The sequence below is a fragment of the Kitasatospora sp. NPDC058406 genome, from assembly GCF_042722765.1.
GTDB lineage: Bacteria > Actinomycetota > Actinomycetes > Streptomycetales > Streptomycetaceae > Kitasatospora.
The window spans coordinates 15,358-41,427 of record NZ_JBHXKE010000056.1; the positions used below are offsets into that span (position 1 = coordinate 15,358).

Genomic DNA, 26,070 nt, shown 5'->3' on the forward strand with positions numbered 1-26,070 from the left:
CCGCCTGCCGCCTGCCGCCTGCCGCAAGGCTCGGCACTCGGCGCTCAGCGCTCGGCGCTCAGCGGACCTTGGCGATGATCTCCTCGACGGCCGCCCCGGCCCGCTCCGCGTCCGCCGGGACCAGGCCGATCCGGGTCCGGCGGTGCAGCACGTCCTCGACGTCCAGCGCGCCCTCGTGCGTCACCGCGTACACGATCTCGGCCCGGCTGACGTCGATGCCGCCCGCGACCGGCGCCGCGTAACCGGCACCCAGCGCTTCCCCCGCCACGAGCACCTCGCGCGCCGCGCCGCCGTGGCGGGCGACCAGGGAGGCCGGCACCTCGCCCTCGGGGCAGGGCCGGCTGTCGCGGTGGCCGGGCGCACCGACCAGCGGCAGGCGGGTGGTCCAGCAGTCGCGGGCGGTCAGCTCGCGCAGGCGGACCGCGGTGTCGACGGCGTCCTCGGCCATCCGGCGGTAGGTGGTGAGCTTTCCGCCGACCACCGTGATCACGCCGTTGGGCGACTCCAGCACCGCGTGCTGCCGGGAGATGTCCGCGGTGGCGCCGTCGCCGGTGTCGAGCAGCGGCCGCAGCCCGGCGTAGGCGCCGCGCACGTCGGCCCTGGTCAGGGCCGTCTCCAGGGCGGAGTTCACGGTGTCGAGGAGGAAGTCCAGCTCGGCGTCGGTGGGCCGGGGCTCGTCCGGGATCGGGCCGGGCGCGTCCTCGTCGGTCAGGCCGATCGCGACCCGGCCGAGCTGCTGCGGCAGCGCGAAGACGAACCGGCTGGTCGACCCGGGCACGGGGACGGTGAGCGCGGCGGTCGGCCGGCCGAGGGCCGCGGCGTCGACCACCAGGTGGGTGCCCCGGCTGGGCCGCAGCCGGATCGACGGATCCACCTCGCCGGCCCAGACTCCCGTGGCGTTGACGACGGCGCGGGCGGTGAGGGTGAACGACTGGCCGGTGAGTCCGTCGGTGAGCCGGGCGCCGCCTCCGGTGACCTCGTCGGCGCGGACGCGGGTGAGCACCGAGACCCCGTACTGCGCCGCGGTACGGGCGAGGGCGACCACCAGCCGGGCGTCGTCGACGAGTTGCCCGTCGTGAGCGACGAGGCCGCCGTTCAGACCGGCTGCCCGCAGCCCGGGCACCAGGTCACGGGCGCGGGCGGCGTCCACCCGGCGGACCCGGGGCAGCAGGGTGCCCGAGGTGCCGGCGCCCAGCCGCAGGGCGTCGCCCGCGAGGAAGCCGGCCCGGACCAGCGCGGCCTGCCCCGGGCGGAACAACCCGTCCAGCAGCGGCACGAGTTGGGGCAGCGAACGGACCAGGTGAGGGGCGGTACGGGTCATCAGCGCACCGCGTTCGCGGGCGCTCTCCCGCGCCACGCCGATCCGCCCGGAGGCGAGGTAGCGCAGGCCGCCGTGGACGAGCTTGGAACTCCACCGGCTGGTCCCGAACGCGAGGTCGCGGGACTCGACGAGCACGGTGCAGAGCCCGCGCGCCGCCGCGTCGAGGGCGACACCGACGCCGGTGATGCCTCCGCCGATCACCAGGACGTCGACGACGGGGTCGGCGGCGAGCGCGTCGAGCTCCAACTCCCGGCGACGGGCGGTGAGTCGGGTCGTCCCGGCGTAGGGTCCGGCGGTGGTGGTCATCTGCGGCCTCCGTGGCGGGTGGCGTTGCGGCGGTTCACCGGCTGCCGACGGCGGCCGACCGGGCATGGACGGGGGTCACCCGCAGACGGACGGCCCGCCCGGCGCGGGCGTTCACCGGTCCCCGGCGGTCGTTCACGGCGCGAGGTACCCGTCCAGGGCGCGGGCCAGTTCACGCCGCCACGCGTCCTCGGACAGTAACTGGGCCACCATACGGTGCGACTGGACGGTGGACTGGGCGATCAGCAGCACCATCGCGGCGAGCTCGACCGGATCACCGGCCCGGATCGAGCCGTGCTCCTGCCCCTGCGCGATGCCGGCGCGGAGTGCTTCGAGGAGCCCTCGCTGGCTGGTCCCGAGGCGTTCGACCACGTACTCGAAGAGCGTGTCGGAGTCGGCGGAACGCAGCAGCGCGCCGAGCACCGGATGGTCGCGCAGGCGGACGGCGACCTCGACGACACCGTCGACGAACGCGGCCCGGTCCACCCCGGCGAGCCGGACGGCCTCCTGGGTGGCCGCGATCTCGCGGGTGAGTAGCGCACCGATCACCGCCCGGACGTCCGGCCAGCGCCGGTAGACGGTCGGCCGACTGACCCCGGCACGGCGCGCGATCTCGGCCAACTGGGTCCGGCGTACGCCGAGTTGGATGACCAGATCGGCGGCGGCGTCAAGGATGGCGTCGTCGGTGCCGCGAGGCTCGGACGACCGGTCGAGGTCCGCGTTACTACTTGACATGATGTGTAAAACTGTAACGCATGACCGCCGAGAAGCAAGCGGAACCGGCCGACGCCGCGCTGCCGCTCCCCCCGATGAAGTGGGACGCCTGGGGCGACCCGGCCCTCGCCAAGGAGCTGTCCGCCGACGTCAAGGGCCTGCTCGCCGCCGCCCTCGGCGTCACCGGCGACGCCGAGCCGGGCCCGGACGCCCCGGACGTCGTGCTGCGGCCGTCCGCCCTGTCCCCGGACGACCTCGCGGCCCTCGCCGCCGTCGTCGGCGAAGCGCACGTCAGCGCCGCCGACGCCGACCGCCTCCCCCGGGCCGGCGGCAAGTCCACCCCCGACCTGCTGCGCCGCCGCAGCCGCGCACCGCAGGACGCGCCCGACGCCGTCGTCCTGCCCGGAGGGGAGGACGAGATCGCCGCCCTGCTCGCGCTGTGCGCCGAACGCCGCATCGCCGTCGTGCCCTTCGGCGGCGGCACCAGCGTGGTCGGCGGGCTGGACCCGGAGCGCGGCGGCCTCGCGGCCGTCGTGTCGCTCGACCTGCGTCGCCTCGACCGGCTGCTCGACCTCGACGAGACCTCCGGCGAGGCCGTCCTCGGCGCGGGCCTCACCGGCCCGGCGGCGGAGGCGCTGCTCGCCGCGCACGGCCTCGAACTCGGCCACTACCCGCAGAGCTTCCGCTTCGCCACCATCGGCGGCTTCGCGGCCACCCGCTCCTCCGGTCAGGACTCGGCCGGCCACGGCCGGTTCGACGAGATGGTGCGCGGCCTGCGCGTCGTCACCCCGGCCGGCACCCTCGACCTCGGGCGCGCCCCCGCCTCCGCCGCCGGACCCGACCTGCGCGAACTGTTCCTCGGCTCGGAGGGCACCCTCGGCGTGATCACCGCCGTCCGGGTCCGCGTCCACCCCGCGCCCGCCGCCAAGGCGTACGAGGCCTGGTCCTTCCCCGACTTCGCCACCGGCTCGGCCGCGCTGCGCGCCGTCGAGCAGCAGGGCACCGGCCCGACCGTCATCCGGCTCTCCGACGAGGCCGAGACCATGGTCAACCTCGCGATGACCGAGAGGATCGGCGGCGAACCCGCGGTCACCGGCTGCCTGGCCGTCACCGTCTTCGAGGGCACCGCCGAACAGGCCGCCACCCGCCACGCGGAGACCCGCGCCGTCCTGCTCGCCGCCGGCGGCACCCCGCTCGGCGAGGCACCCGCCCGGGCCTGGGAACACGGCCGGTTCAACGCCCCCTACCTGCGGGACTCCCTGCTCCGCGCGGGCGCGCTCTGCGAGACCCTCGAAACCGCCACCAGCTGGCGGAACCTCCCCGAGCTCCGTCTGGCCGTGACCACCGCCCTCACCGAGGCCCTCCCCGGCTCGCTCGTGCTCTGCCACATCTCGCACGTCTACCCGACCGGCGCCTCGCTCTACTTCACGGTCGTCGCCGCCCTCGGCGACGACCCGTTGGAGCGGTGGGCCGGTGCGAAGCGCGCCGCCTGCGACGCCATCCTGACGGCCGGCGGCACGATCACCCACCACCACGCGGTCGGCGCCGACCACCGCCCCTGGATGACCGACGAGATCGGCGAGCTGGGCGTGCGCATCCTGCGCGCCGTCAAGGCCGAGCTGGACCCGGCGGGCATCCTCAACCCGGGCAAGCTGATCCCGTGAGCGGCCGGAGAACCATCGCCCGCGTCGTTCTCCTCACCAACCCCGCGGCAGCCGCCGGCCACGCCGAGCCGGCGGCCCGCCGCGCCACCGCCCGCCTGCGCGACCTCGGCATCGCCGTGGACGCGCAAGCGGGCACCTCCGCCGCCGAGTCCCTCGAACTCGCCCGCGCCGCCGTCGGCTCCGGGTCCTGCGACGCCCTGGTCGTCGTCGGCGGCGACGGCATGGTCAACCTCGGCCTGCAGGCCGCCGCCGGCACGTCCGTCCCCCTCGGCGTCGTCCCCGCCGGCACCGGCAACGACCACGCCCGCGCCTACGGCCTCCCCCGCAACGCCCCGGAGGCCGCCGCCGACGTCGTCGCCGCCGGCCACACCCGCACCGTCGACCTCGGCCTCGTCACGGCGGCCGACGGCAGCACCCGCCGGTTCGGCTCCGTCCTCGCCAGCGGCTTCGACTCCCTGGTCAGCGACCGCACCAACCGGCTCCGCTGGCCCCGCGGCCGGATGCGCTACAACCTCGCCATCGCCGTCGAGTTCGCCAACCTCCGCCCGCTGCCCTTCCACCTCACCCTCGCCGACGGCACCGAGATCACCCGCGACCTCACGCTCGCCGCCGTCGGCAACACCAGCAGCTACGGCGGCGGGATGCTCATCTGCCCGACCGCCGACCCCACCGACGGCCTCCTCGACCTCACCCTCGTCGACGCGATGCCCCGCCACCGCATCGCCCGCTTCTTCCCCACCCTCTTCAAGGGCACCCACGTCCGACGCCGCGAGGTCACCACCCACCGCACCACGTCGGTCCGCATCGACTCCCCCGCCATCACCGCCTACGCCGACGGCGAGTTCATGGCCCCCCTCCCCGTCACCGTCACCGTCACCCCCGCCGCCCTCCACCTCCTCACCCCCGCCTGACCCGCCACACCCCCGAACGCCGAAGGGCCCCGCGGCATCCGTCACCTTTTCCGAATTCACCTCTTCGAGCCTTCGGAGGCCGCGAAGACTGCTTTCCAGGATGTCGATCAAGACGCGACGGCGGTCATCCTGGTCAGACCCAAGAAACCAGAGGTAGCACCTGAAGGACCTCTCCCGAAGGTCACCCCTGCGACACCGAGCAGGAGCAGGGAGACGAGGGCAGGCCGGACGGCCGGTCGGACCGCGCCGCCTCCGGCGCCCCGACGTAGCCGAGCAGTTCGGCGTGGAGCGCGCCCAGGTGGGTGGTCCGTTCGAGGATGTGCCGGGCCCAGGCGCCGAAGTTGAGGATCCGCGGGGCCAGGCCGTCCGGGTGCAGGGCCAGCCGGTAGGCGTTGGTGCCGGGGCCGACCAACTCGGCGGCCACCCCCTCGGTCAGCAGCCCGAGGGCGGCGTCGGCCGCGACGACGTCACCGGAGCGGTCCACCACCAGGGCGGGGTACGGGAGATGGCCGTCGAGGAGGTGACCGAGGGCGGTCCGGACCGGCGCCGGCTCGGGACCGTCGAGCGGGTGCTCGGCGTAGACGGGGGCGTAACCGGCGGACAGCAGCAGTTCGTTGCGCTCGCGCAGCGGCAGGTCCAGGGACTCGGCGAGCCGGACCACCATGCCGCGCCCGGGCGCCGAGCGGCCGGACTCGATGAAGCTGAGGTGGCGCCGGGTGGTCCCGGCGCGGGTGGCGAGTTCGAGCTGGCTGAGACGGCGGTGGGTGCGGCGCTCGCGCAGTGTCCGGGGGAAGTCCACGGGAGCCATTTGTCCACGGGGGCGGCTCCGGCCCCCGGGCGGGGCCGGACCCGGGCCGGGCTCGGTCCCGGGCAGGCCGGGGCGGCCTCAGATACCCCGCCGTGCCGCCACCGCGTGCGCGTCGATCGCGGCCAGCAACGCCGCGTGGTCGACGACGGTCCGGTCCGCGTACTGGACGGCGAAGTCGGCCACGGCCTCGGAGAAGGTGTCGGCGCTGCCCAGGTAGCCGGCGACGGCGAGACGGTCGCCGGAGCGGGCGTGGGCGCGGGCCAGGGTCCGGCCGCAGAGGTCGGCGTAGGCGCGCAGGTCCGCGGGCGCCATGTCGGCGACGGCGGCGGCCCCCTTCATGTCGCGCAGCTGGCGTCCGTAGAAGTGGCGGCCCCCGGGGCCGGTGGTCCAGCCGAGGAAGATGTCGCTGGCGGCCTGCATCAGGTGCTGGCCGGTGACGACGCGCCGGCCGCCGTGGACGACCGGCGCCTCGGTGAGGTGACGGCCCTCGGTCGGCGTCTCCGGCAGGTAGTCCTCCAGCACGGACCGTCCGGCCTCCTTGATCTGGAGGAAGAGGGGGTCGCGCTCGTCCCGGCCCTCCAGGAGGAGGATGAAGCAGCGGGTGCCGACACTGCCGACGCCGACCACCTTGCGGGCGACGTCGACCAGTTGGAAGCGGTCGAGCAGGACCCGGCGGTCCTCGGCGAGGGTGGCGCGGTAGTCGCTGAAGATCTTGCCGACCCTGCGCAGCTCGTCGCGCGGCACCGGTTCGATCAGCGGCGGGTCGCTGATGATGCGACGGCGGCCGTCCTCACCCCGCTCGGTGAGCTTGCCGAAGACCTGCAGGCTGGTGCGGCGGCGGGCGCGGTCGAGGTTGGCCTCGACCTGTCGGCGGCGACCGCCCCCGCGGACCGTCGCCGGCAGGTCGGCGGTGTCGATCCGGGCGTACCAGACCTCGAGTTCGCCCATCTCGGCGAGGCGCCGCATGGCGACCGCGTAACCGTCCGCGGCGGCGAGCGCGGCGCGGTGGGCGCGGTCGTCGTCGTGGCCGTTGTCGCGGGCGGCGACCGCGACGCTGGCGGCGAGCCGTTTGACGTCCCACTCGAAGGGGCCGGGGTAGGTCTCGTCGAAGTCGTTGACGTCGAAGAGCAGGGCGCGTTCCGGCGAGGCGTACACGCCGAAGTTCAGCAGGTGGGCGTCGCCGCACAGTTGGACGGTGAGGCCGGTGTCGGGGACGGCGGCGAGGTCGGCGGTCATGACGGCGGCGGAGCCCCGCAGGAAGGCGAACGCGGATTCGGCCATCCGTCCGTAGCGGATCGGGCGGAGGTCCGCGAGCCGGTCCTCGGCCTGGTGTTCCAGCAGGCGGATCGGGTCCGGGCGGTCGGCGGCGGGGATCCAGCGGCCGTGGGCGGAGCGGGAGACCCGGCTGCGGGCGGCCCGGCCGCGCCGGCGGCGTTCGGCGGGACTGGTCATGCGCGGCTCCTCGCTGTGCGGCCCGGAGCCCCTCCACGGCCGGGACCCCCCTCCCTCGCGACGCTAGGCCACGCGCCGCGGGGCGGCATGTCGGGGCGCGGGCGGGGGCTGCCACGAGGTGGGTGGGCGCGCGACTCCCCCGCCGACGCTCCGCCGAACGGGTGAAAGGTGCGCGAGCGGACGGAGCCGCGCACCGTCCCCGCTCACTCCACGACGAAGTCCGCCATCATCGCCATGTCCTCGTGCTCCAGGTTGTGGCAGTGCAGCATGTACGTCCCCGGGTAGTCGGTGAACCTCACCAGCACCTCCACCCCCTCCGACGGCCGCAGGTCCACGGTGTCCTTCCAGCCCGCGTCGTACGGGCCCGGGTCACCACCGTTGCGGGAGAGCACCTGGAACTGGTCCAGGTGCAGGTGGACGGGGTGGTGGACGTCGCTGAAGAACCTCCAGATCTCGGTGGTGCCGAGCGCCGGGGCCGCCAGCACGCGGCCCGGCTCGTACGGCCGGTTGTTGATCGTCCAGCCGTCGTTGCGACTGCGGCGGAAGCCGAAGGTGCGGGTGGTGACGGCGGCGCCGGGGTCGAGCCGTTCGAGGGTGCAGAGGCGTTCGGGGACGGTCGCGTCGTCGGTCACCGGGCGGGAGGTGACGTCGAAGCGGAGGACCTCGCCGGTCCGCTCGCTGCCGAAGCGGTTCGTCAGGCGGACGGACGTGCCGGGCGGGTAGCGGGAGAAGTCGACCACGACGTCGAACCGCTCGGCGGGGGCGATCTCGACGGCGTCGTGCCGGATCGGTGTCTCCAACAGTCCTCCGTCGCCGCCGATCTGGACCAGCGCGCCGCCGTCGGCGGGCTGCGGGTCGAGTTCCAGGCGGTAGATCCGGGTGTTGGAGGCGTTGAGCAGGCGCAGCCGGTAGTGGGCGCGGTCCACCTCGACGCGTGGCCAGGGCGCGCCGTTGACCAGGATGACGTCGCCGAGCACGCCGTTCATGTAGTCGTCGGTGACGCCCGGAACGGTCAGCCCGGGGTCGACGGAGGGGTAGCGGAACGAGCCGTCGGAGGCGAAGGCGCGGTCGGCGAGCATGAGCGGGAGGTCGCGTTCGCCGCGCGGCAGCGGCAGGGCGTCCTCCTCCTCGTCGCCGATCAGGTGGAAGCCGGCCAGGCCGCGCCAGATGCCGGGGCCGGTGAAGCCCATCCGGTGGTCGTGGTACCAGAGGGTGGCGGCACGCTGGTGGCCCGGGTACGTGTAGCTGCGCTCACCGACGACGGTCCGGCCCACGGTTCCTGTCCCGGACGTCCCGGCCATCCCCGCCATCCCGGCCATCCCCGCCATCGCGTGCGCCGCGTGGTCGGCCGACGATCCGGCCGGGAGCAGCAGGTCGACGGGGTAGCCGTCGCTGTCCGCCGGGGTGTGGCCGCCGTGCAGGTGGACCACCGAGGGCACCGGCAGCTCGTTGCGGTGGCGGACCACGACCTCGCGGCCCGCCCGCGCGACCATGGTCGGGCCGGGGAAGGTCCCGCCGTACGTCCAGGCTTCGGTGCGCAGGCCGGGCAGGATCTCCAGGCCGGCGACCCGCTGGACGATCTCGTAGTGGTCCGTGGTCGCGTCGGAGCGGACCGGGGCGAGGACGGGCGGCACCGGCAGCGGCACCCGGAACGGCTCCGGCAGCGGGACCTCGCTGGTCAGCAGGCGTCCCGGCCGCGCCTCGGCCAGCAGCCGGGCGGCCGGCGGCACGGCGAAGGCCCCGACCGCGCCCGCGCCGATCACGGCCGCGCCGACGCCGAGGAACCGGCGGCGCCTCACTGCGCCACCTCCATCGAGCCGCTCGGACGGGGCAGCCGTCCGGCGGCGGCGCCCTGCGGGGCGGCGGGGGCGCCGCCGCTCGCGGGCAGCGGCAGACGCCAGGCGCCGACCAGGGCGAACAGCAGGGCGCTGACCAGCAGGACGCCCAGGGTGACGTGCAGCCCGACCGCCCGGTCGTATCCGAAGGCCGTCTGGGCGCCTGCCGCGACCGCCAGCAGCGCCGCGGTGCCGAGCGGCCGGAACGGTCCGCGCGTGCCGCCCGGGCCGCGACGGGCGACCAGGCCGACCAACGCGGCGGCCACCAGCTGGACGAGCACCAGGGTGTCCAGGGCCATGGCGGCCAGTTCGTGGGCCTTGAGCGAGTCGTAGTGGCCGTTCAGGAAGCTGGCGGCCAGCATCGTCTGGACCACGGCCAGGACGGCGAGCGCGGTGGCGGTGGCCCGCAGCGCCAGCAGCGGCAGACGCGGCGGCAGGCGGGGCCGCAGGCGCAGCGACGGACGGGGCGGGCGGGGCGTGCGGGCCGCAGGAGGACTGCTCATCGGTCGGCCTTCTCTCTGCCGGGGCGCGCCGGGGCCCGGCAGCGGGCACACCGGGCGTGCCGGACCGGCTCGGCGCGGGGGTGGACGGGACGGCGTCCCCGGGCGTGCGGCACCGGACGGACGCGGCCGTGAGCGTAGCTGATCAGACATCACGATCGGTGTGGATCAAGGGCCTTCCGGCCTTCTACCACTCTCTGGCGCCTGTTCGGCGCGGGTTTGTCACCCGAACGGGCGGTGCGCCAGACCCGCGCGCACCGCCCGTTCACGCCCCCTGCGGAGCCGGAGCTCCGGTCCTTCCCCAGGCCGTTCCCTCCCCCGGGACGACCTCCCCCGGGACGGCCTTTCCCGCCTGGCCTTCCCCGCCCGGCCTGCTGGGACCGGACCGGTCCCCTCCTCGCCGTCCCTACTGCCGGCCGCCGCCCATCGCCACCGGACGGGTCCGCAGCAGGGCCCGGGCCGGCAGGGCGGTCGCGGCGAGGCAGAGCAGCACCGCCGCGCCCCCCAGCGGCAGCGCCGTCCCGACCGGGACGTGCGGCGCCGCGCCGGCGATGCCCCGGGTGACCGGCACCAGGGTGGTCCAGGCGATCGCACCGCCGACCACCAGGCCGGTCGCGGCGACCAGCAGCGCCTCCCAGCGCATCATGCCGCGCACCTGCCGCCGGGTCGTCCCCGCCAACCGCAGCAGCGCGATCTCGCGGCGCCGGTCCAGCACCGTCATCACCAGGGTGTTGGCGGCCGTGACCGCCGCGAACCCGCCCAGCACCCCCGCCATCACGGTGTTCGCCCAGGCGCCGAGCTCCTGCGCCTTGTCGGCCTGGGCGACGAACCCGGCCCGGTCGGTGACGAGCAGAGCCGTCCCGCCGCCCACCCCGGCCAGCTGCTTCGCGACCGCGGCCCGGTCGGCGTCCGGCGCGTCCGTGACCAGCACCTGGCTGTCGTAGCCGGCGGTCACGTGCTCCGCGACGGCCGCCCGGGGCAGCAGCGCCTGCCCGAAGCCGAGCCCGCGCTCGTAGGTGGCGACCAGCAGCGGCTTCGCCTCCGTACCGTCACCGAGCCAGAGCGGGACCCGGTCACCGACCTTGACACCGAGGTCGTCGGCCATGGTCCGGGAGAGCGCGACGGTGTCCGTCGAGCGGCCGAGCTCGGCCAGCGAGCCCTCGTGCACGCCGAGGTCGAGCACCCGGGGGAGCCGGGCCGGGTCACCGGCGACACCCAGCGCGTTGGCGGTCTGCACCGTCTGCCCGCTGCGGTAGAGGACACCGGTGCGCAGGACGCCGACCGCCGCCTCCACACCGGGCACCTTCGCCGCCTGCTCGGCGGTGCCGGCGGGCAGGCCCGGGCCCGTCGACGCGAGCACGTGGTCGGCGGTGATGCCGCTGCGCACCTGCTCACCGGTCTCGTGGCTGATCGTGGTCTGCAGGAAGAGCAGGGTGCCGCAGAAGGCGGTGACCATGGCGATCGGCGTGATCGCGGAGGCCAGCCGGCGGGCGTTGGCCCGCGTGTTGTCGGCGGCCAGCGAGCCTGGCGCGCCGCCGGCCCGCAGCGGGGCACCGAGCACCCCGGCCGCGCCCCGGGCCACCCAGGGGCCGAGCAGCGCGACGGCGGTCAGGAAGCACATCACCACGCCGAGCGCGGTGTTGGCGGCGTCGGAACCCTTCAGGGCCGAGGCGAGGCCGGCCAGCGACACGCCACCCGCGGCGAAGAGCAGGCCGATCACGGTGCGCACCTTGCCCGGACGGCCGGCTTCGACGGCTGCCGCACCGAGCGCCTGGCCGGCGCGCATCCGGGCCGGGCCGCGGGCGGCGACGAAGCCGGCCCCCAGCGCGGCGAGCGTGCAGACGCCGACGGCTGCCAGCATCGGCACCGGGCCGACCGACAGTTCCACCGAGTCCGGGACGGCGCCGCGCTCCACCATCTCGTCGAACCACCAGCGGGCCAGGGCCAGTCCGGGCAGGATGCCGAGCGCACCGGCGAGGGGGGCGACCAGCATCGCCTCGGTGGCGATGGTGCGGCGGATCTGCCGCGGGGTGGCGCCGATGGCGCGCAGCAGGGCGAACTCGCGGGCGCGCTGGCCGGTGGCCAGGGCGACGGTGGAGACGACCACGAAGACGGCGGTCATGGTGGCGGTGCCGCCGAAGGAGCCGCCCAGGGCGGTCAGCATGGTGCGCGCCTCGGCGAGCACGGGCTGCTCGACGGTGCCGCGGTCGTCCCCGGTCAGCACCTCCGCCCGGTCGCCCACGGCCTGCTCGACCTGCGCGGCGAGCGCCTTGGCGTCGACACCCTCGCGGGGCTGCACGGCGATGGCGTCGACCCGGCCGGGGTGGCCGGAGAGGCGGTCGGCCGGCTGGTCCGCGAACCAGGCGGTGGGCGTCCCGGCCGCCGCGGCGCCGAACTGCTGCGGGGCGGCGAGGCCGGAGATCCGGTAACTGCCGCTGCCGCCGGGCGCGGTGAGCGTCACGGTGGTCCCGGGCGCCAGCTTGGCGGCGCGCGCCGTGTCGGCGTCCAGGACGACCTCGCCGGCGCCGGGGGCGCGGCCCTCGACCAGCTTGTCGGCGGGGCCGGTGATGCCGAGCGAGGCGAAGCCCCGGCCGGTCAGCGGCGATCCCGCCAGCGGGGTGCCGGCGGCGCCCTGCACCGGGAAGGCGGTGTCGGGGCGGGCGGCGGCCACGCCCGGCTGGGCGGCGATCCGGGCCGCCAGCCCCGCGTCCAGACGGGCCCGCTCGGGCACCGACTGGCTCTCGGTCTCGGTGTCCTCGGCGCTCTTGTAGGTGATCGTGACGGTCGGGTCGGCGGCCACGACCACCGGCGCGCTCGCGTACCGGCCGGCCGGCACGGAGGCGGTGAGGCCGGTCTGCAGCAGCGTGCCGCAGGCCATCACGACGGCCGCGCCGAACAGCAGCGCGACGAAGGTGCCGACGAAGGAGGCGGGGCGGAACCGCACCGAGGCGCGGGCGAGTCCGTTGGTCATGCCGCCACCCCCACCGGGCGCGCGGCCAGCGTGACCATCCGGTCGGCGATCGTCCGCGGGTCCGGCCGGTACAGCTCGTCGGCGAGCGCGCCGTCGGCCAGGAAGAGCACCCGGTCGGCGACCGAGGCGGCCACCGGGTCGTGGGTGACCATCACGACGGTGGCACCCATCGAGTCCACCGCGCCGCGGAGCAGGCCCAGCACCTCGTGCGCGGTCCTGGTGTCCAGTGCGCCGGTCGGCTCGTCCGCGAAGAGCACGTCCGGGTCGGTGATCAGTGCGCGGGCGATCGCCACCCGCTGCTGCTGACCGCCGGAGAGCTGCCCCGGCCGGCGCCCGGCGTGGTCACCGAGACCGACCCGGGCGAGCAACTCCTTGGCCCGGGAACGGTCCTGGCGCTCACCGGCGAGGCGCTGCGGGAGCAGGACGTTCTGCAGCACGGTCAGCGAGGGCAGCAGGTTGAAGGACTGGAAGACGAAGCCGATCCGGCTGCGGCGCAGCTTGGTGAGCCGGTTCTCGCTCAGCCGGGTGATCTCCTCGCCGCCCAGGTAGACCTCGCCGGCGGTCGGGCGGTCCAGGCCGGCCGCGCACTGCAGGAACGTGCTCTTGCCCGAGCCGGACGGGCCCATGACCGCGGTGAAGGTACCGCGGCCGAGGGCGAGGTCGACGCCGCGCAGGGCGTGCACGGTCTCGCCGCCCCGGCCGTAGCTGCGCCGCACGCCGCGCAGCTCGATCGCGGCGTGGGCGTCGGAACGCCCGTACGGCTCGGGCTGGGGGCGGGTGCGGCGGGGTGCCATGGTGGGCCTTCCTTCGGGGATCGTCGCTGGTCGTCGACGTGTTCCAGGCTAGGAAGACGCGGCGCGGCGGACCATGGAGGCCGCTGGCGGACGGGGGGTGGGGTTATCCCCCGGCGCGCTCTCCGGGTGGCGCCAGCCCTCCCCGCCGCCGCCGGACGACGGCCCGCGTGCGGGCGCGGTCGCGCCAGGGCGCCGGTCGCACGCCCGGGACTCTCCGTCGGGCCTCGCCGTCGGGCCTCGCCGTCCGGCCTCTCGGGCGGATCTCCTCCCCGGGCTCTCTCCTCGGACCCTCCCCCTCGGGCCTCCTCGTCAGATCCGCTCGCCGTCGATGCCCTCGTACGCGGCGCGGAGTTCGGCGACGGCGGGGTGGGCCGGGTCGAACCGGGTGCCGTCGATCGCCGCGACCGGGCGGACCCCGACGCCCGCGTTGACGGCGACGGCGGCGACGAAGCGGTCCAGCCCGGACGGTGCGACGGGCTCGCGCCGCTGCGGGCCGCCGTACGCGCCGGCCAGCAGTGCCTCGGTGACGCCGGGCAGGGCGGCGGCGTCCGGTCGGACCAGGTCACGGCCGTCGTGGAGGGCGAGGTTCCAGGTGGCGCCCTCGGTGATCCGACCGTCCTCGTCGACCAGCAGCGCATCGTCGAAACCGGCCAGTTGGGCCAGCCTGCGGTGATGGAGCAGCCCGAACAGGCCGACGTGCTTCACTCCCGGCAACTCGCGCCGGTACACGGCGGTGCGGACCCGCAGCGGGCCGGGCGGGCCGGCCGGCGCCGGGCGGGTGGTGACCAGCAGCCGGGGTTCGGCCGGCGCGGCCGGGCGTTCGAGGCCGAGCGCCGGGTCGAACACGGTGACCCGGACGATCACCGGCGCGCCGTCGGCCGGGAGGACGTGCCGGATCCGGTCGCGGACCAGCTCCCGGTCCAGGGAGGCCCCGAACACCGTGCGGCAGTCGCGGACCAGCCGGTCCAGGTGGAGCGTCAGCCCGCGGGTGCGGCCCGCCTCGGCGCGCAGCGTGGTGAAGTGCCCGTAGTTGAGCAGGCCCAGCGCCGCGAGCTGCGCGGGGTCGGCGGGTGCGCCGTCGATCTCGATCTCTGCCATGCGGCGAGTTTCCCAGGTCGGCCCGCCGGGGTGCGGAGCGGTGCGCGGCGAGGTCATCGCGCGGGATCGCCGGGCTCCCCCCTCCGGTCGCCGGTCCGGTCGCGGCCCTGATCGCGGCCCTGATCTCGGCCTTGGTCGTGGGCCTGCTCACGGACCTGCCTGCCGCCCGGGCCGCCGCCCGGGCCGGCCAGGATCGGACGGTAGGGGGTCGTGACCGGCCGGCCGCCGTCGCGCGCCGACCGCTCGACGTGCTCGATCCGGTACGCGAGCCCTTCCGGCTCCCCCGCGTCCGACCACCGCCACGCCTCCGCCCACCACTGCGGGCCGCGCACCAGCGGGCGTCCGGCGAGCGCCAGGTGCAGGGCGAGCGTGGAGCGGGCGAAGTCGCGCACCCAGCCGTCCGCCCGGCGGTAGTCCGTGGTCTCGTCCAGCCGCAGCCAGCGGCCCTCGCGGCCGGCGGTGAGCAGCGGGGTCCAGCCGCCACCGGGGCCCGGCGCCCCGTCCGCGACCAGCAGGACCAGCCGGTCCTCCTCCTCCCGCACCCTGTAGGGCGGCAGTTGGGGCAGCCGCGCCAGGCCGACGGCGTGCTTCCAGGAGACCACCCAGAGACCGCGGCGCAGGTAGTACCGGACGGCGTGCTGCCACGTCCAGTGCGCCTCCAGGCGGTAGCCGGGCAGGCCCTCGGCCGTGGCGGCCCGGTAGAGCTGGTCGAGCACCGTCGCGGCGAGGCCGCGCCCACGCGCGGCGGGGCGCAGGTAGAGCGAGGAGACGGCCAACTGCCCGGGCCCCTTCGTCCAGTTGTCGACGGCGACGGTGCCGACCGGGGCGCCGGCCACGGCACCGGTGGCGTCGGCCGCTCCGCCCACGGGGTCGGCGGTCCCGGCGGCGCCGGTCAACCAGTAGCGGCGGCGGTACAGCTCACCGTCCGGCCACTCGCGCCCGCTCTCTCCGAGCCGCTGTCGCAGGGCGCGTTCCTCCGCCGGACCGATCGCCTCCGGATCCACCTGCTCGCCCAACTCCCCCTCGGCGCGCGACGCGAGGTCCCAGAGCGCGAACCGCCGCCCCTCGCCCTCCCCCACCGCCCGCACCCCGGGCGCCGCCTCCAGCCGCGCCTGCGCCCGTTCCACCGCCGCATCCCAGGACCTCACCACGCCGTCCACGATAGCGACCGGACGGCACCGAGCGTAATTCCATGGACACCGAACGTCAGGTCGGGTACGAATTCACTTGTTCGGAACACCTCGCGAAAGGGCGGACCCCACCCGTGCACGATCCCACCGTCCGGCCTGCGCGCGGCCCTCCCCGCGCGCCCGACCGTGGTAGGGGAAACCCGACCACAGGACTCGACCTGGCCCTCATGACCTCGCCGACCTGCGCCGCTGCAATGAAGTGGTGCTGATTCACCGCGCCCGTCGAAGCCGTCCGAGCCCTCCCCGCCCTCACGATCGACCTCGTCTCCACGACCGCCACCGCCACGACCGTCACCGCCACCGCTCCCCCGGCGGGCGACGGCTGCTGTGGTGCGGCGGATGGCTGGTCGCGGCCGGCTGGGCCGGGGCGTTCCCGCTCGTCTCCGGGCTGGGACCGCACCGGAGTTGGGGACTGCACGCCGCAACGGGATACCTGGCGGCGGCGGTTGCCGTGCTGGTGCTGCCCCGGCGGTGGGCGTCCCGCTGCGCGGCGGCCGTCGCGCTCGCCGGCGCGATCGCCGTACCGCTGTTCGTCCTGGTCGCCACCGGGCAGGGGCAGAGCGAGGTCACCGTCATCGAACGGTCGGGCGAACTGCTGCTCCGGCACGGCACGCCGTACCTGGCCGAGCCGCACACGGTCGCCGAGTACACGCCGTACCTGCCCGGCATGGCGCTGTTCGGGCTGCCTCGCGCGCTGCTCGGATCGGACGGGTGGCCGGTCCGGATGCTCGGCGACGCACGGGTGTGGTGTGCCGCCGCGTTCTTCGGCTGCCTGGTCGCGGCCGTCGGACCGCACCGGACCCGGCTGCGGCTGCGGCTGCGGCTGCGGCGTGAGCATCGGCGTCGGCATCGGGGCGGACCTGTTCTGGCTTCGGGGCCTGCCGTCGGCCCGGTCGGCCCGCAGGTCGGCACGCAGGTCGCGGCGCTGATCGCCTCGCCGCCGGTCGCGCTGCCGCTCTGCGTCAGTGGGGTCGACCTGCCACTCACCGGACTCTGCTGCCTGGCGCTCGCCCTGGCCGGCCGGGCCCGCCCTCTCGGCGCCGGAGCGGCCCTCGCCCTGGCCTGCACGCTCAAGTGGACGGCCTGGCCGGCGGTCGCCGTGGTCGCCGCCCTGCTGGCCGCCACCGCCGGACGGCGGGCGGCGGTGCGCGCGACGGCCACCGCCGTGGCCGGCACGGCCGCGATCGTCCTGCCCGGTGCACTGCGCGCGCCCGGACCGCTGGTGCAGCAGGTGTTCGCCTTCCCCACCGGGCGCGGCGGGCTGCCCACGCCCGCGAGCAGCCCCCTGCCCGGCCGGATCCTCGCCGACCTCGGCCCGGCCGGGTGGTACACCTCCCTCACCCTGCTCCTGCTCGCCGGACTCGCGGTCGCCGCGTCGCTCGCGCTCCGCCCGCCCCGGGACGCCACCGGCGCAGCCAACCGGCTGGCACTCGGACTCGGCCTGGCCTTCCTGCTGGCGCCCGCCGGACGGTTCGGCTACCTCGCGCTGCCCGCGCTCCTCGTCCTCCTCGCCAGGCTGTCCGCGCGCGACCGCCCCGGGGCCGACCGTGCCCGCACCGCCACCGCCGTGCCCGCCGTGCCCGCCCCGTCCGTACGTGCCCCTGCTCTCCTCGCCCCGCCGCCGCGGGCGGGCGGGTGCGTCCGTCCCGCGCCGCGCCGCCCCACCACCCCGGTGCCCGCCCGCCCCCGGCAACCGGCCCGCGCCCCGGCCCGCACCACCGCCACCGCCACCGCCACCGCCACCGCCTTCCCCCGAACCGAGGTCGTCACCACCCCATGACCAGCACCCTCATCGTCACCAACGACTTCCCGCCCCGACAGGGCGGCATCGAGACCTTCGTCCACGCCATGGCCACCCGGCTGCCCGGCGGCGAGGTCGTCGTCTACACCTCGGACGAACCGGGCTCCGCCCACCACGACGCCGCACTGCCGTTCCCGGTGATCCGCGACCGGTCCCGGACGCTGCTGCCGACCGGGCGGGTCACCCGCCGGGCCGCCGAGATCGCCCGGGCGTACGGCTGCGACCGGGTCTGGTTCGGCGCCGCGGCCCCGCTCGCCGCGATGACGCCCGGGCTCCGCCGCCGAGCGCCGGGAATCCGGCGGACCGTCGCCACCACGCACGGCCACGAGATCTGGTGGGCGCGCACCCCGGGGGCCCGTCGACTGCTGCGGCGGATCGGTGACAGCGTCGACGTCGTCACCTACCTCGGTCCGTACACCCGCGAGCGGATCGCCCCCGCGCTCGGACCCGCGGCCCGGCTGGAACGGCTCGTGCCCGGCGTCGACGCCGACCTGTTCCGGCCGCGGCCCGGGCGGCCGTCCGACGAGTCGTCCGCACTGTGGCGGGAGCAGCGGGGCGGCGGTCCCACCGGGCCGGTGATCCTCTGTGTGGCCCGGCTGGTCCCGCGCAAGGGTCAGGACTCCCTGATCCGCGCGCTCCCGCAGATCCGGCGGGCCGTCCCCGGCGCCACCCTGGTGCTGGTCGGCCGCGGCCCGGACGAACAGCGGCTGCGCGACCTCGCGCGGCGGCACACCGAGCCGGGCTCGGTCGTGTTCACCGGCGGCCGGGAGCACGCGCAGACGCCCGCCCACTACGCGGCGGCCGACGTCTTCGCGATGCCGTGCCGCACCCGCCGGGCCGGTCTGGAGGCGGAGGGTCTCGGCATCGTCTTCCTGGAGGCGGCGGCCTCCGGACTCCCCGTCGTCGCGGGCCGCTCCGGCGGTGCACCGGACGCCGTCCTCGACGGCGTCACCGGCACCGTCGTCGACGGCCGCGACGACACCGCCGTCGCCGAGGCGATCGTCCGCATACTCCGGACGCCCGCCGCCGAGCGCGCGCGGACGGGCGAGGCCGGTCGCCGGTGGGTCCGGGAACAGTGGTCCTGGGAGACCACCGCCCAGCGGCTGGCCGCCCTCCTCGACCCCGACGCGTCCCCCTCGACTCCGAGGCCCACGCCGGCGACCGGCGACCGGCAACCGGCAACCGGCAACCGGCTCGGGAGTAGCGGGCCGGGCACTCCCGAGCGATGACTTTTGAAATATCGACCGGAAGGGATTTTATACCTTGCTACTGTTCGATTCACGCCGATCGAACGGAGGGGACGTCGTGTTCACCGTGGAGGACATTCCGGAATTCCGGATCGCCTACCTGAGGCACGTCGGCCCGTACGGGCCCGGAAATGCCGCCCCGATGGAAAGGCTCAAGGAATGGGCCACCACCAACGGCCTGTTCCGGGCCGACTCGGTCGTCCTGGGGATCGCCCGGGACGACCCCGCGCGGACGACGCCGCAGAACTGCAGGTACGACGCGTGCCTCGTCCTTCCGCAGGACGCCGGGGTCCCGCACGGCGAGGTCGAGGAGGCCCGACTGGCCGGCGGCCGTCACGCGGTCCTGGTCGTCCCGCACACCCCCGAGGGGTTGTCACGCGCCTGGGCCGGACTGTTCCACGCACTGACAGGTGCGGGTTTCAGTCCGGACCCCGGGCGGCCGATTGTCGAACGGTACCGTCCACAGATGCTCGACGCTCACCTGTGCGAGATCTGCGTTCCCGTCCTCCCCTGCTGAGACGAGCCGGTTTCTTCGCACGGCCGTGAATTACCCACCCCCCCCCCGGGGAAATTCAATCGAAAGGCTACGGGGCAGGCGCCCGTCGCCGCTCGTCGGGCCCGGGAGTCCGCATTCAGGGGGCGGCGGCTTCCCGCAGGACGCAGGCCGGTTCGCGCGGCTGGGAGAACATCGGCCGGTGGCCGGTCTCCGGCTCGGCCACGTGCCAGGAGACCGGAGAGCGTCAGCGGGTGGTGACCCGGCCCCGGGACGTCCGGCGGCTACTCGCCGCGCTGATCGGCGAGGTGGGCCAGGACGGCGAGGACGCGCCGGTTGCCCTCGGCCGGGTCGAGGTCCAGCTTCATGAAGATGTTCCCGCAGTGCTTGACCACCGAGGCCTCGGTGATGTTCAGCCGGGCGCCGAGGGCCTGGTTGTTCAGGCCCTCCGCCATCAGCCCCAGCACCTCGCGCTCGCGCGGGGTGAGCCGGCCGAGCGGCCGGTCCGCGGAACGGCCCCGGAGCAGGACGCGGACCACCTCCGGGTCGATCACCGTCTCACCGGCGGCCACCCGGCGCAGCGCGTCCAGGAAGTCGCCGACGTCGCCGACCCGGTCCTTGAGGAGGTAGCCGAGCCCGGCCTGCTGCGCGCCCGCGGCACCGAGCAGCCGGGTGGCGTACGGGGTGGCCACGTACTGGGAGAGGACCAGGACGGGCAGGTCGGTGTGGCGCTCGCGGAGTTCCAGGGCGGCGCGGAGTCCCTCGTCGTGGAAGCCGGGTGGCATCCGGACGTCGGTGACGACGGCGTCCGGCCGTTCGGCGTCCACGGCGTCGGCGAGCGCGGCCGCGTCGCCGACGGCGGCGACCACCCGGTGGCCGCCCCGGGTGAGCAGTTCGACGAGGCCGGCCCGGAGCAGGACGGCGTCCTCGGCGATGACTAGCCGGAGCACGGCACCTCCAGCCGGAGCCTGGTCGGCCCGCCGGTCGGGCTGGTCACCATGAGTCGTCCTCTCAGGATCGCGACCCGGTCGGCCAGTCCCTGGAGCCCGGCCCCGGCGGCCGGGTCGGCTCCGCCGCGGCCGTCGTCGGTCACCTGGACCACCAGCCGGCCGTCCGCGACCCGTCCGTGGACGCTGACGGCGGTGGCACCGCTGTGTTTGGCGGCGTTGGTGAGGGCCTCGGTGACCGTGAAGTAGGCGGTGCTCTCGACCGGGCCGGGCAGCCGGCCGGGCAGGTCGAGGTCGACCTCGACGGGGACCGGGTGGCGCAGCGCGATCTCGGCGACGGCCGCGGCGAGCCCGTGGTCGGTGAGCACCTGGGGGTGGATGCCGCGGACCAGGTCGCGCAGCTGTTCCAGCGCCAGCCGGGCCTCGGCCCGGGCACGGTCGACGAGCACGGCGGCCGGGTCCTCGTCGGTCCGGCCTCCCGGTCCACCCGCCCGGCCGTCGCGCTCGTCGGCCCCCGCACCCGGCGGGTGGGCCCGCTCGCGCAGTTCGTGGGCGGCGAGGCCGAGCGTCATGGTGAGGGCGACGAGCTGCTGCTGGGCACCGTCGTGCAGGTCGCGCTCGATGCGGCGCCGCTCGGCCTCGAAGGCGTCGGCCAACCGGGCCCGGGAGCGGGTCAGTTCGACGACCTGGCGACCGAGGTCCTCCTCCCGCGGGCCGAGCAGCAACCGGGCCAGCCGGACGTGGGCGGTGGTCAGCAGCGCGCCGGCGTAGGAGCCGAGCAGCAGGCCGACGAGGCCGGCCCCGGTCGCCGGGAGCGCGTGGAGCGGCCCCGGGACGGCATGGCCGGGGATCAGCATGACGGTCTCGGGGGCGAGCGCCCACACCACGACCGGGCTGACGACCAGGGCCGCGGAGAACACCAGCAGGGCGGTCAGGCCGAGTCCGGCGGCGGTGAGCACCGGACCGACCAGCGCGGTGTGGGCGAGTTCGCGCCAGGTCGCGCGCTCGCGCAGACGGGTCCGCAGCCGGGCGCGACGGCCGGCGCCGGGCAGCGCGCGGTGCGGGTCCGGCACGGCGTTCGGTTCGACCAGCCGGAGCCGGCGGCGTTCGAGGGCGCCGGCGGGCAGGCCGGCGAGGGCGACGGCGAGCAGCAGCGGCAGGCCGATGCCGGCCACGGAGAGGGCGAGTCCGAGCAGTGCGAGGACGACGAGGAGCACCGTCGTCAGCAGCCCGATCAGGGCGCCGCCGACCAGGTAGGCCCAGCAGCGCACCGTGTGGGGCGTGAACGGGAAGCGGAGCGGTCGGGCGCGCAGCGCGGCCCAGACGGCGACGGGCGGCGACGGCGACGGCGGTTCGGGGCCGTCGGCCGGGGGCTCGTTCGCCGCGAGCCCGGCGCGGAGGGGCCCACCCGCGCGCCCGGCGGCCGGCGCGGCCTCGACCACACCGGACGTACCCGGCGCGGAGTCGTCCGCCGTCGCGGCGTCCGCCGTCGGGGCGTCCGGCGCTGGGGCGTCCGCCGTCACGGCGTCCGGCACCGGGAAGTCCGACGCAGGCGCGTCCGGTGCGGCGCCACCCGGGTACCCGCCACGAAGGGCCGTGCTCGTACGGCCTCCGTCACCTGCCCGCCCCTTGCCCATCAACCCACCCTAACCGACCGGCTGACGCGCCTTCCGGCGGCTCGGGAAGCCCCGGCGGCTCCGACCGTCCCCGCCACCTGCCCCGCCGCCGGCCTCACCGCCCGCCCCCGCCCCGGCGGGGGCCGGGGGCCGGGTGAGGGCGACCGCGGCGATCACGGCGAGCCCGCCGAACAACGCGTTCCAGCCGACCGGCTCCGCGAGCAGGAGGGCCCCGAGCGCCGTCGACCAGAGCGGGGTCACGTAGGTGACGGCGGCGGCCACGGCGGTGCCCGCCGTGCGGACCAGGTTGAGGCTGAGGATGTAGGCCACTCCGGTGCCGAGGGCGCCGAGCACCAGCAGGGCGGCGGCCGGTCCGGCGCCGGGCCAGTGCGGGGCACCGGCGACGAAGGGTGCGACCAGGAGCAGTTCGGCACCACCGCAGGCGATCTGCACGGCGGACAGGGCGGTCGCCGACTCCGGGCGGGCCGCGAGGTGGCGCCGCAGGTAGGCGAACCCGGCGCCGTAACAGCAGGCGGCGGCCAGGCAGGCCAGACCGCCGACCGCGTCGACGGAACCGGCGCCGGCGCCGCGCCAGACGCCCAGGACGGTGAGCACCCCGGCGAAGCCGAGGCCGAGGCCGGCGAGCCGGCGCGGGCCGGGGCGGCGTTCCCCGGCGACGGTGGCGACCGCGAAGAGCAGGGTGAACAGCGGGGTGGTGGCGTTCAGCACGCCGGCCAGCACCGAGCTGACCCGCGTCTCGCCGTAGGAGAAGAGGACGAACGGCGCCGCGTTCAGCAGGACGGCCGCCACCGCGGAGTGACCCCAGGTGGCGAGCGAGCGCGGGGCGGCCTCCCGGCGGACGGCGAGGATCGCCCAGAGTGCCGCGGCGCCGAGGAGGCATCGCCAGCAGGCCACCCAGACCGGCGGCACGCCCGCGTCGACGGCCACCTTGATCAACGCGAAGCTCGCGCCCCAGATCGCCGACAGTGCAACGAACCCCGGCCACCAGCGCTGCCGCACCCGGACCACCCGCCCTTCCTCGCCGCCCCGACCGGGTGTCCCCGGCCGACCGCGTGGACAGAGGGTGGCTCGTCGGCGGACCATGAGTCCAACAAGTCAAGGTGCGCAGCAGATGAGGAAGTCTCATGACCCCCGAGGTGAACCTGGCCCAGCTCAGGGCGCTGGTCGCGGTGGCCGACGCGGGCGGCTTCGGGGCGGCGGCGGCCGAGCTGGGCATCAGCCAGTCCGCGGTCTCGCACGCGGTGGCGGCCCTGGAACGGGTCCTGGGCGCGCCCGTGCTGCACCGGGCCGCACCGGCCCGGCCGACCCCGCTGGGCGAACGGATCCTGCCGCACGCCCGGACGGCGGTCGCCTCCGCGGCGGCCGTCCGCACGATCGCCGCCCGCCACTCGGGCGGGCTCACCGGAACGGTCCGGCTGGCTGCGCCCACGACCGTCTGCCAGGGGCTGCTGCCGGGGCTGCTGCACGACTGGCGGGCCGCGCACCCGCGGCTGACCGTGCGGGTCTTCGAGGGCGAGGACGACGAACTGACCGCCTGGCTGGAGGCGGGCACCGTGGACGCGGCGGTCCTGATCGACACGACCCAGGTGCCGCCGGGCGCGGTCACGCTCGGCTCGGACGCCATGCACGCGCTGCTCCGTCGCGACCATCCGCTGGCGGGGGAGGACACCGTGGACGTGGCCGAGCTGGAGGACGACGACTTCCTGCTCTCCGAGGGCGGTTGCGAACGCCAGATCCGGGAGGCGTACCGCCGGGCGGGCGTCCGGTTCGCACCCCGGCACCGGATCCGGGACCTCAACACGCTGATCGGCATGGTGCACGCGGGCGTGGGCGTCTCGGTGATGCCCTCGCTGGCGCAGCCGATGCTTCCGGCGGACTGCGTGCTCGTCCCGATCCGGCCCGCCGTGCACCGGACGCTCACACTCACCGGTCCGACCGGTCGACCGTGGTCCCCGGCGGTCGCGGGCCTGCTGACCGCCGTCCGCGCCGAGCGGATCGAGGCCCGCCCGTCCTGACCAACTACGCGTCACCGCAAGTGACTTGATGCTGAGTCGCTTGTACCGCAGGAGCCGCCCGAACGGAATCCGCATTTCGTCGTACGACATGCGGGGGGACCGCGGGCGAGGATGGCCGTGGCATGTTCGCGCTGAACGGTCAAGGCGGGGCGCCACATCCCCGCCGGCCGTGGTCTCTCTCCGCACGTACCCGCACCTCACCCGAAGGCAGGTACTCCGATGAACCTCCGCGCCATGACCCGCAAGCTCCTCCTCACCGGCGCCGCCGTCGTCCTCGGCGGCACGCTGGCCACCCTCCCGGCGCAGGCCGCCGGGCTCTCCCCCGCACCGGTCGCAGCCGCCGCACCAGCCGCAGCCGCCGCGGTCGCGGCCTCCCCGCTGCTCGCCGCGCTCTCGCCCGGCGGCGCCGGGGTCCACCAGTGGAACGGATCCGCCTGGATCCAGGTCGGCGGCCCGGCGGGCACCGTCGTGAGCGGCGGCGGCGTCCTGGCCGCCACCAACCCCACCACCGGGGACCTCTACCGCTACGACGGCGCCGCGTGGTCCCGGATCGGCGGCCCCGGACGCCAGTTCGCGATCGACGGCTCCGGCCGCATCTACGGCCTGTCCCCCGACGGCAGCGGCGTCTTCCAGTGGAACGGCGGCACCTCCTGGACCCAGGTCGGCGGCCCCGCCGCCACCATCACCGCCGGAGGCGGCAACACCCTGATCGCCACCAACCCCACCACCGGCGACGCCTACCGGTACAACGGGGCGGCCTTCGACTGGTCCCGGATCGGCGGGCCCGGGCGCCAGTTCGCCGTCGACGGCTCCGGCCGGATCTTCGGACTCACCCCCGACGGCAGTGCCGTCTTCCAGTGGAACGGCGGCACCTCCTGGACCCAGGTCGGCGGCCCCGCCGCCACCATCACCGCCGGCGGCGGCAACACCCTGATCGCCACCAACCCCACCACCGGCGACGCCTACCGGTCCTTCGGCTCCGGCTCCGGCTGGGCCCGGATCGGCGGACCGGGCGCCGAGTTCGTGATCGACGGCGTCGGCCGGATCTTCGCCCTGTCCCCCGACCGCGGCGGCGTCTTCCAGTGGCTCAACGGCACCACGTGGAACCGGATCGGCGGCCCGGCGGGCCGACTCACCGCCTCCTGACCGTCCGACACCGATCCGAATGACCGACCGACCGGCTGACCCACGGCCCCACTGACCGCCCGACCGGAGAACGCCCCGGTGCCGATCCCCCCGGCACCGGGGCGTTCCCGTCCCCCGCGCCGGGGAGCACCGCACGACAGCCCCCACCGGGTCGCGCGCCGGACCGGCGACGCGCCGAACGGGGAACGCCGGGGGTGATTGAACCGGATCGGACACGAACCTACAGTGGCGCCACCCCGCCGCCTCCCACCACCGGGGCCGCACCGGCCGTGACGGACCCCCACGGACCGGCACCCCCGACCGGGCGGGCGGCCTCCGTCGCCACCACGAAGAGGCTGCCATGACGATGCTCCTGGTCCACGGCTCGTTCAAGATCATCGGTTCCGAGCCGGACGGCGACACCGTCCGCTTCGTCCCGCTCGATCCGAAGGCCTGGGACCGGCTCCCCGGCTGTCCGGTCAAGCACAGCGCCGCCACCGGCGAGACCAGACTGCGGCTCGACGCCGTGGACGCCCTGGAGACCCACTACGACCGGACCGGCCCCGAGGTCAGCCAGCCGCACGAGTTCGCCCACGCCGCCCGGGACGCGCTGCTCGCCTTCCTCGGCTTCAGCCACGTCCAGCACGAGGGCGAGAAGGTCGTCGCCGCCACTCCCGCCACCACGCCCGGCTGGATCGCCACCCTCGGCGCCGACAACCTCGGCCGCTGCGTCGCCCTGGTCGGCGTCGGCGCCCCGCCCGGCGCCGACGGCAGCCAGGTCCAGATGGACGTCCCGCTGCTGCGGACCACCGCCAACCACGACCTGCTCTCCAGGGGGCTGGCCTACCCCACCTTCTACAGCAAGCTCTTCGCGGACCTCCGCACCGAACTGACCACCGTCGCCCACCAGGCCCGCACGGAGAAGAAGGGACTCTGGCGGGACGACGTCACCACCTCCGCCACCGGCGCGGTCATCCCCACCATGGAGGCGCTCACCGGCCTGGTGCTGCTGCCCAAGCTGTTCCGGCGGCTGGTCGACCACTTCAACCTGGTCGGGACCTCCCTCACCTGCCTCCCCGCCTTCCTCGCCGGGGCGCAGGACGAGGTCAAGGTCATCCCGACCGACCGGACCGAGCTGAGCCTCGAGCCGCTGGTCCAGGTCCTCGACGGCAACGCCGTGCGGATGACCGTCGAGGTCGAGGACCTCGTCTTCAGCGAGGGCTGAGCGGGCGCCGCCCCGGCGC

Annotated in this window: 20 protein-coding genes and 1 pseudogene; 8 read left to right on the forward strand and 13 right to left on the reverse strand. The window is 75.9% G+C overall.

Features of this window, described 5'->3' with window-relative positions:
* Window positions 1-58 precede the first annotated feature (58 nt).
* Entirely contained in the window at window positions 59-1,627 is a 1,569-nt protein-coding gene (locus ACFWOG_RS13680) for a glycerol-3-phosphate dehydrogenase/oxidase (RefSeq protein ID WP_380357997.1), read from the reverse strand.
* Window positions 1,628-1,759: 132 nt separating this feature from the next.
* On the reverse strand, window positions 1,760-2,359 hold the full coding sequence (locus tag ACFWOG_RS13685; RefSeq protein ID WP_329950909.1) for a helix-turn-helix domain-containing protein: 600 nt from the start codon (window positions 2,357-2,359) through the stop codon (window positions 1,760-1,762).
* A 20-nt stretch (window positions 2,360-2,379) separates the two neighbouring features.
* Here ACFWOG_RS13685 and ACFWOG_RS13690 point away from each other — a divergent pair, with 20 nt between their 5' ends.
* Window positions 2,380-4,002: an FAD-binding oxidoreductase gene (locus ACFWOG_RS13690; protein WP_380358000.1), complete on the forward strand. Its 1,623-nt coding sequence runs from the start codon at window positions 2,380-2,382 to the stop codon at window positions 4,000-4,002.
* Window positions 3,999-4,913 (forward strand): diacylglycerol kinase, encoded by a 915-nt coding sequence (locus tag ACFWOG_RS13695; RefSeq protein WP_380358003.1) that lies wholly within the window; start codon window positions 3,999-4,001, stop codon window positions 4,911-4,913. The genes ACFWOG_RS13690 and ACFWOG_RS13695 overlap by 4 nt, the downstream gene beginning before the upstream one ends.
* A gap of 262 nt (window positions 4,914-5,175) precedes the next feature.
* On the opposite strand, the pseudogene ACFWOG_RS13700 reads toward ACFWOG_RS13695, so the two are convergent.
* The 8 genes and pseudogenes from ACFWOG_RS13700 to ACFWOG_RS13735 all read right to left on the reverse strand — a co-directional run.
* Window positions 5,176-5,712, reverse strand: a pseudogene (locus ACFWOG_RS13700) (helix-turn-helix domain-containing protein); the annotation flags it as partial.
* 87 nt (window positions 5,713-5,799) lie between these two features.
* Window positions 5,800-7,173, reverse strand: coding sequence for a DUF2252 domain-containing protein (locus ACFWOG_RS13705; RefSeq protein ID WP_329950911.1), 1,374 nt, complete (start codon window positions 7,171-7,173; stop codon window positions 5,800-5,802).
* Between the two features lie 203 nt (window positions 7,174-7,376).
* Window positions 7,377-8,972, reverse strand: coding sequence for a multicopper oxidase family protein (locus tag ACFWOG_RS13710; protein ID WP_380358005.1), 1,596 nt, complete (start codon window positions 8,970-8,972; stop codon window positions 7,377-7,379).
* A complete protein-coding gene (locus ACFWOG_RS13715; RefSeq protein WP_380358008.1) occupies window positions 8,969-9,511 on the reverse strand; it encodes a hypothetical protein in 543 nt (180 codons plus the stop codon). The genes ACFWOG_RS13710 and ACFWOG_RS13715 overlap by 4 nt, the downstream gene beginning before the upstream one ends.
* Before the next feature lie 403 nt (window positions 9,512-9,914).
* Window positions 9,915-12,479 carry an FtsX-like permease family protein gene (locus ACFWOG_RS13720; protein ID WP_380358011.1) on the reverse strand — a complete coding sequence of 855 codons (2,565 nt, stop codon included), beginning with the start codon at window positions 12,477-12,479 and terminating at the stop codon, window positions 9,915-9,917.
* Window positions 12,476-13,273 (reverse strand): ABC transporter ATP-binding protein, encoded by a 798-nt coding sequence (locus tag ACFWOG_RS13725; RefSeq protein ID WP_329878367.1) that lies wholly within the window; start codon window positions 13,271-13,273, stop codon window positions 12,476-12,478. Before ACFWOG_RS13725 ends, ACFWOG_RS13720 begins: the two co-directional genes overlap by 4 nt.
* Window positions 13,274-13,582: 309 nt before the next feature.
* Window positions 13,583-14,371, reverse strand: coding sequence for an aminotransferase class IV (locus tag ACFWOG_RS13730; protein ID WP_329950916.1), 789 nt, complete (start codon window positions 14,369-14,371; stop codon window positions 13,583-13,585).
* A 53-nt stretch (window positions 14,372-14,424) separates the two neighbouring features.
* Window positions 14,425-15,522: a GNAT family N-acetyltransferase gene (locus ACFWOG_RS13735; protein WP_380358016.1), complete on the reverse strand. Its 1,098-nt coding sequence runs from the start codon at window positions 15,520-15,522 to the stop codon at window positions 14,425-14,427.
* Between the two features lie 490 nt (window positions 15,523-16,012).
* Between ACFWOG_RS13735 and ACFWOG_RS13740 the strand changes: the two genes are divergently transcribed.
* The 3 genes from ACFWOG_RS13740 (at window position 16,013) to ACFWOG_RS13750 (ending at window position 19,126) form a co-directional block, all read left to right on the forward strand.
* The gene (locus ACFWOG_RS13740; protein ID WP_380358019.1) at window positions 16,013-17,341 is read left to right on the forward strand and encodes a glycosyltransferase 87 family protein; all 1,329 of its coding nucleotides are present in this window, start codon (window positions 16,013-16,015) and stop codon (window positions 17,339-17,341) included.
* Window positions 17,338-18,591, forward strand: a complete 1,254-nt coding sequence (locus ACFWOG_RS13745) for a glycosyltransferase family 4 protein (protein WP_380358022.1) — start codon at window positions 17,338-17,340, stop codon at window positions 18,589-18,591. The genes ACFWOG_RS13740 and ACFWOG_RS13745 overlap by 4 nt, the downstream gene beginning before the upstream one ends.
* Window positions 18,592-18,667: 76 nt before the next feature.
* Window positions 18,668-19,126, forward strand: coding sequence for a GyrI-like domain-containing protein (locus tag ACFWOG_RS13750; protein ID WP_380358025.1), 459 nt, complete (start codon window positions 18,668-18,670; stop codon window positions 19,124-19,126).
* Window positions 19,127-19,386: 260 nt separating this feature from the next.
* Here ACFWOG_RS13750 and ACFWOG_RS13755 read toward each other — a convergent pair whose 3' ends face one another.
* The 3 genes from ACFWOG_RS13755 to ACFWOG_RS13765 all read right to left on the reverse strand — a co-directional run bounded on the left by ACFWOG_RS13755 (window position 19,387) and on the right by ACFWOG_RS13765 (window position 22,694).
* Window positions 19,387-20,052, reverse strand: a complete 666-nt coding sequence (locus ACFWOG_RS13755; protein ID WP_329950921.1) for a response regulator transcription factor — start codon at window positions 20,050-20,052, stop codon at window positions 19,387-19,389.
* Window positions 20,040-21,362, reverse strand: a complete 1,323-nt coding sequence (locus ACFWOG_RS13760; protein WP_380358034.1) for a sensor domain-containing protein — start codon at window positions 21,360-21,362, stop codon at window positions 20,040-20,042. The genes ACFWOG_RS13755 and ACFWOG_RS13760 overlap by 13 nt, the downstream gene beginning before the upstream one ends.
* Before the next feature lie 333 nt (window positions 21,363-21,695).
* A complete protein-coding gene (locus ACFWOG_RS13765; RefSeq protein ID WP_380358027.1) occupies window positions 21,696-22,694 on the reverse strand; it encodes a DMT family transporter in 999 nt (332 codons plus the stop codon).
* Between the two features lie 116 nt (window positions 22,695-22,810).
* Between ACFWOG_RS13765 and ACFWOG_RS13770 the strand changes: the two genes are divergently transcribed.
* From ACFWOG_RS13770 to ACFWOG_RS13780, 3 genes are all read left to right on the forward strand, one after another.
* Window positions 22,811-23,701: a LysR substrate-binding domain-containing protein gene (locus tag ACFWOG_RS13770; RefSeq protein ID WP_329950923.1), complete on the forward strand. Its 891-nt coding sequence runs from the start codon at window positions 22,811-22,813 to the stop codon at window positions 23,699-23,701.
* Between the two features lie 234 nt (window positions 23,702-23,935).
* Window positions 23,936-24,847 (forward strand): hypothetical protein, encoded by a 912-nt coding sequence (locus tag ACFWOG_RS13775; RefSeq protein WP_380358031.1) that lies wholly within the window; start codon window positions 23,936-23,938, stop codon window positions 24,845-24,847.
* Window positions 24,848-25,187: 340 nt separating this feature from the next.
* A complete protein-coding gene (locus ACFWOG_RS13780) occupies window positions 25,188-26,051 on the forward strand; it encodes a thermonuclease family protein (protein ID WP_329950925.1) in 864 nt (287 codons plus the stop codon).
* Window positions 26,052-26,070: the final 19 nt, after the last annotated feature.

Coding starts and splice junctions, on each gene's coding strand:
- ACFWOG_RS13720 (WP_380358011.1), bottom strand. CDS start 12,479: ATGACCAACGGACTCGCCCGCGCCTCGGTGCGGTTCCGCCCCGCCTCC.
- ACFWOG_RS13770 (WP_329950923.1), top strand. CDS start 22,811: ATGACCCCCGAGGTGAACCTGGCCCAGCTCAGGGCGCTGGTCGCGGTG.
- ACFWOG_RS13715 (WP_380358008.1), bottom strand. CDS start 9,511: ATGAGCAGTCCTCCTGCGGCCCGCACGCCCCGCCCGCCCCGTCCGTCG.
- ACFWOG_RS13780 (WP_329950925.1), top strand. CDS start 25,188: ATGACGATGCTCCTGGTCCACGGCTCGTTCAAGATCATCGGTTCCGAG.
- ACFWOG_RS13775 (WP_380358031.1), top strand. CDS start 23,936: ATGACCCGCAAGCTCCTCCTCACCGGCGCCGCCGTCGTCCTCGGCGGC.
- ACFWOG_RS13745 (WP_380358022.1), top strand. CDS start 17,338: ATGACCAGCACCCTCATCGTCACCAACGACTTCCCGCCCCGACAGGGC.
- ACFWOG_RS13685 (WP_329950909.1), bottom strand. CDS start 2,359: ATGTCAAGTAGTAACGCGGACCTCGACCGGTCGTCCGAGCCTCGCGGC.
- ACFWOG_RS13680 (WP_380357997.1), bottom strand. CDS start 1,627: ATGACCACCACCGCCGGACCCTACGCCGGGACGACCCGACTCACCGCC.
- ACFWOG_RS13730 (WP_329950916.1), bottom strand. CDS start 14,371: ATGGCAGAGATCGAGATCGACGGCGCACCCGCCGACCCCGCGCAGCTC.
- ACFWOG_RS13690 (WP_380358000.1), top strand. CDS start 2,380: ATGACCGCCGAGAAGCAAGCGGAACCGGCCGACGCCGCGCTGCCGCTC.
- ACFWOG_RS13705 (WP_329950911.1), bottom strand. CDS start 7,173: ATGACCAGTCCCGCCGAACGCCGCCGGCGCGGCCGGGCCGCCCGCAGC.
- ACFWOG_RS13725 (WP_329878367.1), bottom strand. CDS start 13,273: ATGGCACCCCGCCGCACCCGCCCCCAGCCCGAGCCGTACGGGCGTTCC.